At 59.1% G+C, this 4,513-nt stretch carries 4 protein-coding genes; 1 reads left to right on the top strand and 3 read right to left on the bottom strand.

Annotated features, from left to right (window positions below; translation table 11 throughout):
• The 3 genes from NW863_RS10925 to sixA form a co-directional block, all read right to left on the bottom strand.
• On the bottom strand, positions 1–2,489 hold a 2,489-nt coding region (locus tag NW863_RS10925; RefSeq protein ID WP_414366329.1), incomplete at its 3' end, for a DUF3656 domain-containing U32 family peptidase.
• Positions 2,490–2,646: 157 nt separating this feature from the next.
• Entirely contained in the window at positions 2,647–2,838 is a 192-nt protein-coding gene (locus tag NW863_RS10920; RefSeq protein WP_414366327.1) for a hypothetical protein, read from the bottom strand.
• A gap of 93 nt (positions 2,839–2,931) precedes the next feature.
• Positions 2,932–3,495 carry a phosphohistidine phosphatase SixA gene (sixA, locus tag NW863_RS10915; protein WP_414366325.1) on the bottom strand — a complete coding sequence of 188 codons (564 nt, stop codon included), beginning with the start codon at positions 3,493–3,495 and terminating at the stop codon, positions 2,932–2,934.
• A 189-nt stretch (positions 3,496–3,684) separates the two neighbouring features.
• Here sixA and trxA point away from each other — a divergent pair, with 189 nt between their 5' ends.
• Entirely contained in the window at positions 3,685–4,026 is a 342-nt protein-coding gene (trxA, locus tag NW863_RS10910; RefSeq protein ID WP_414366323.1) for a thioredoxin, read from the top strand.
• Positions 4,027–4,513: the final 487 nt, after the last annotated feature.

The following is a 4,513-nucleotide window of genomic DNA, read 5'->3' as shown; positions in this document are numbered from 1 at the left end:
GTTACCCCTAGCTGGCTGTGGAGCTTCAGCTGGCGCCACAGTTGAGAGCCACTCATCTGGCCCTGAAGGAGTTGCTGGTAACAACGCAGAGTTTGTTGGATCTCCGCAGGAGACTCCTGGAGGAACTCGATGCGCAGATAGCGCAGCCCCAGATCCAGCAGTTTTTGCACATATTCGGCCCCAGTTTGGGCTTTGCCATTGTAGAGGGTGTTGCGGCAGCCAGCGTCAGCTTTCAAAATGTGCTCAACATTAGCCCTGTCCCTTAGCTTTACCTCGTGTTTTTCGCAGGGGCGGCCACAATTGGTGTAATCCGTGCCGCCCGACAAAAAGGCGCAGAAGACGCAGTGCTCCATGTGAAACAGGGGCATGTGCTGGTGGATGGTAACCTCGTACCAGTGGGCGGGGCCAGCTTGCAGCAGGGATCCCAGTTGCTCGTGGTTGAGGTCATAGGAGGCCGTCAGGCGCTCCAGGCGGTAGCGGCTTTTGAAATAGTGAGCGGTGATGGGGTTGGCCACGTTCAGAGAAAAATCGCCGATACAGCGCTGGTTGGCAAAAAAGCGCAGGTGGTCGTAGTTGCGCACCAGATAGCCATCGGCTCCTGCTGCCAACACCTGTTTGAGGATCCAGCTTTCTCCCGGCTTGGTAATGCGGGGCGGGGCCACCCACAGCTCCACCTCAGGGTGAGCGGCCTTGGTAGCGCGGATAACTTCCCGGTAGCAGCGGGGATCCTCCAACTCCAGGTAGATCTGGCGGATGCCACAGGCAATCACTGCCGGCAACTGCTCCGGATCCCGCACCAAGACCACAAGCTGGGGCGATCCCGGCTCGGCTTGCTCTGGGGGGGGCAGCAGGTCTTGCCAGTGGGCGTTAGGGTTAAAGTGCCAGCGGCGGGGCCGGGCCCGCAGCGCCTGCAACTGCTCCACCGCCTGGCGACGCATCTGGTTGAGGACGCTCAGCGGCAGCATCACTTCTCCCTCCAGGGCATTGTGCAGGGATCCCAGGCGAAAGGGCGTGCCCCCTAGGCGGCCCAGTTGCTGTTGCAGCTTCTCGTCGGTGAGGGGTTGGTGGTGGGCAGGCTGCAAGGGCACGGGGGAGTCCACCTGCACCACGTGGCCCTCTTCATCCCGCAAAATCAGCGTCAGGGGCAGGCCGGCCTGGCCGTGGACTTCCAGGTGAACGGGGCGTCGGAAGCGGGGCTGATCCCCGGCGTAGCTCTGGCGCAGGCGTTTCTCCAGCTCTGGGTCACTGGTTTTCCAGAGGCGATCCCCCACCCGTAGGCGTTTGCAGTCAATTGCCCCCGGAGCAAAGCAAAGCCAGGCCAACCCCTGCTGCTCTTGCACACGGTAGACTCGCCCCCCCTGCTCCGGCAGCTCCGGCTCCCCCTGGTCAAACACCACACCATCCCCCGCCTTGAGGGGGGCTTCTAGGCGTACCCCCACCCGCTCCCCTTGGATCCCCAGCACCTGCCCTAAGTAAACCCCCCGCTTTTTGCCAAAACGGGCATGCACCAGCTCTTGGTTGTTGATGCCCCGCAGCCAGCCGGTATACAGCCCGCGGGAAAAGCTCATCTCCAGCTCATACCACTCCTGAGTTGAGGGCTGCCACGCCTGCCCTGCCCCCAAGGCGTCCAAGGCCCGCCGATAGATGCGCGTTACATTGGCTACATATTCCGGCGATTTCAGGCGGCCCTCAATTTTTAGGCAGTGGATCCCCAACTTGACCAGCTCCGGCAGCACCTCCAGCCCGGCCAAATCCTGGGGGCTGAGCAGATACCGCTTCTCCCCGAGATCACGCCGGATCCCGTCTACCACCAGCTCGTAAGGCAGGCGGCAGGCCTGGGCACATTCTCCGCGGTTGGCCGAACGTCCCCCCAGCGCCTCGCTGGTTAGACATTGCCCGGAATAGGCCACGCAGAGGGCCCCATGGACAAACACCTCCAGAGCAATTGGGGATCCCTTCTCTTCCAGATGGGCGCGGATCTTGGCTATTTCCTTAAGGGAACACTCCCGCGCCAGCACCACCACCTCACAGCCCAGCTCGGCGGCAAACTCGGCTCCCACGCCACTGGTAATGGTCATCTGCGTCGAGGCGTGGAGGGGGAAATCGGGAGAAAGATGCCGAACCAGCCGGGCAATGCCGACATCCTGCACAATGACAGCGTCCACCCCTGCTGCCGTCATGGCGCGGATGTATCGTTCCGCCTCCTCCAGCTCCTCAGGAAAGACCAAGGTATTTAAAGTTACGTAGCCCCGCACCCCGCGCTGGTGCAGCCAGGCCATCAGCTCCGGCAAATCCGCCTCGGTGAAGTTGCGGGCGCGCATGCGGGCATTAAACCGTTCCAGCCCGAAATAGATGGCATCGGCTCCGTTTTCCACCGCCGCCTTGGCGCACTCCCAGTCCCCCGCCGGCGCCAGCAGCAACGGCAGCTCGGCGGGCAAGGCCGCCGCCAGACGTCCGGTTTCTACGGAACCCATCTCAGAAGCGCTCATGAGAAGAACCCAGAGAAAAAACAAGGGATCCTTTCCCATTCAAAAGCAAAAAACCTGAGAGCAGGATCCCCCTTGCCTCAGGCCAAGCCGTCACTGCCAGCGGGCTCTTAACAACGCAAAAGACCAAGGTCTCAGAAAACCACAGGCTGTCCGCCCACTAGGACGCCAGCAGCACATTCAGGATCCCGCTGAGGATGGCACTGAACAGGGCTAGCGTAATGTAGCGGCCAACAGTCGGGTCTTCGCCCAGGAGCCGGTCAGAAGTGCTAATGGTAAAAAACAAAGACCACGCCTGAGTGGCGTTGATGGTCTCAAACTGGTTGAATTCAGGGGTGAAGATCTTGGCCATCGTGAAATGCTCCCTACGGCTGGGGTTTGCACCACCTTAACAAAAGTTAACGCTAGCTGCCACGTTCGCACGGCTACATCAGGTAGGGCAGAGTCAGCGCAATATCACTTTGGGAGAAAGCAACAACGTCAGGGATCCCTGGCAATAGTCGATACGGCCTTCTGCAAAGCGCACCTGGGCCAAGCCTGCCTTTTTGAGGGTAATAGCCTGGGGATTGGTCGGCAGTAGGCCAATAGCTGCCTGTATCCACAGGCTCAGATCCGGCTGGTGGCCGACCAAGGCCAGAGACGTGAAGGGATCCCGCTCCGCCTGCCAGCGCACCAGGTCGGTGAAGCTGCCGTCCGGGGCCAGCGGCTCAAACACTTCTAGAGCTTCGGCCAAGTTCTCGTGGAAAAAAATCTCCGCCGTCTGCCGCGCCCTCACAAGGGGGCTGGTGAGCAGGAGATCCCACTTCCAACCCATCTCCTTGAGTTGGCGGGCAATTTTGCGGCAGCGCTTGCGTCCCTCGTCGGTCAAGGCGCGGAAAGCGTCCTCCACTCCCGCTTGTGCTTCTTCGGCTATGCCGTGGCGAATAAAATCCACAGCTACTTCCTGGACGGAAGTCCGCTTCTCGGCTGCAGCCTGATTGCCTCCTTCTGGCCCGAGCTCAAATGCCATCGGCGCCTGCACGCTTTCTCCCTCTTCCACTCCAGAATACCCCGCTCAGGTTGGGAAAAGCTCGCCTGTTCAGCCCAACCCTCTGGCAAAAATTGTAGGTGCCTGCTGCGGCCTAGAACAGAAGCCCAGAAAGTTATGATAGGATCGCTCTGAGTGACGGGTACGTACTGTTTCAGGAGTTCTCCAAGCATGTCTGCAGCAATAGATGTTGCTGATGCTACCTTTGAGGCAGAGGTGCTGCGTAGCGATATCCCAGTCTTGGTGGATTTTTGGGCGCCCTGGTGTGGCCCATGCCGGATGGTAGCTCCTGTGGTTCAGGAGATAGCCGAGCAGTATGCCGGCAAGGTTAAGGTCGTGAAAATCAATACGGACGAGAATCCCCAAACTGCCAGCCAGTATGGCATTCGCAGCATTCCCACCTTGATGCTCTTCAAGGGAGGCCAGAAGGTAGATGTGGTGGTCGGCGCTGTGCCTAAGGCAACTCTAACCACAATTCTGGAGAAGCACTTTGACACGCCTGCTGAGGGCTAAGATCGGGGCAGGAGGAGCGACTGTCAGTGCTTCAGAGCGCTACGTCTGGATTCGGGAGTAAAGCCTAAGTAGCATTTAGCTTAATCGGCGGCAAGCCCCGCACTGTATTGATTGGTGAATTGTGTTAACTCAAGAGCCAATCAGTGTCGGGGTAACAGCTGCTTGTGCTACAAGTGAGGAGAACAAGTTAAATCTCTGGAGAGTTTCCCACCGTGGATCCCACGGCAGTGGCACTCTGAGGCCTCTGTACCAACAAGTCTGTGAAGCGTGAAGCCTGCACTCTATCGGCTCGCGCAGCGTGGTGTAAGCCATTTTGCGTTGACTCAACGAAGATGAGTGCCGGGGTTCGTTTACCGTCGATAGTCTATTGCAGTAAAGTAATAACAGAGAACTCTGGATCCTGGCTTGGTTGATTCCCTTTCTTCTCTTCTCCAGGAGATTTTCTCCAACGCTGAGACTCGTCTGAAGCAGTTGGAGCATCACCCCA

This window comes from Synechococcus sp. B60.1 (assembly GCF_047462555.1).
Taxonomy (GTDB): domain Bacteria; phylum Cyanobacteriota; class Cyanobacteriia; order Thermostichales; family Thermostichaceae; genus Thermostichus.
Note: the sequence above shows the minus strand (reverse complement) of the source record. Positions and strands in the feature narration are given on the sequence as shown.

Bases quoted from the DNA above. Each gene is read 5' to 3' on its own strand.
- sixA (WP_414366325.1), bottom strand. From the start codon at position 3,495: ATGGCATTTGAGCTCGGGCCAGAAGGAGGCAATCAGGCTGCAGCCGAG.
- trxA (WP_414366323.1), top strand. From the start codon at position 3,685: ATGTCTGCAGCAATAGATGTTGCTGATGCTACCTTTGAGGCAGAGGTG.
- NW863_RS10920 (WP_414366327.1), bottom strand. From the start codon at position 2,838: ATGGCCAAGATCTTCACCCCTGAATTCAACCAGTTTGAGACCATCAAC.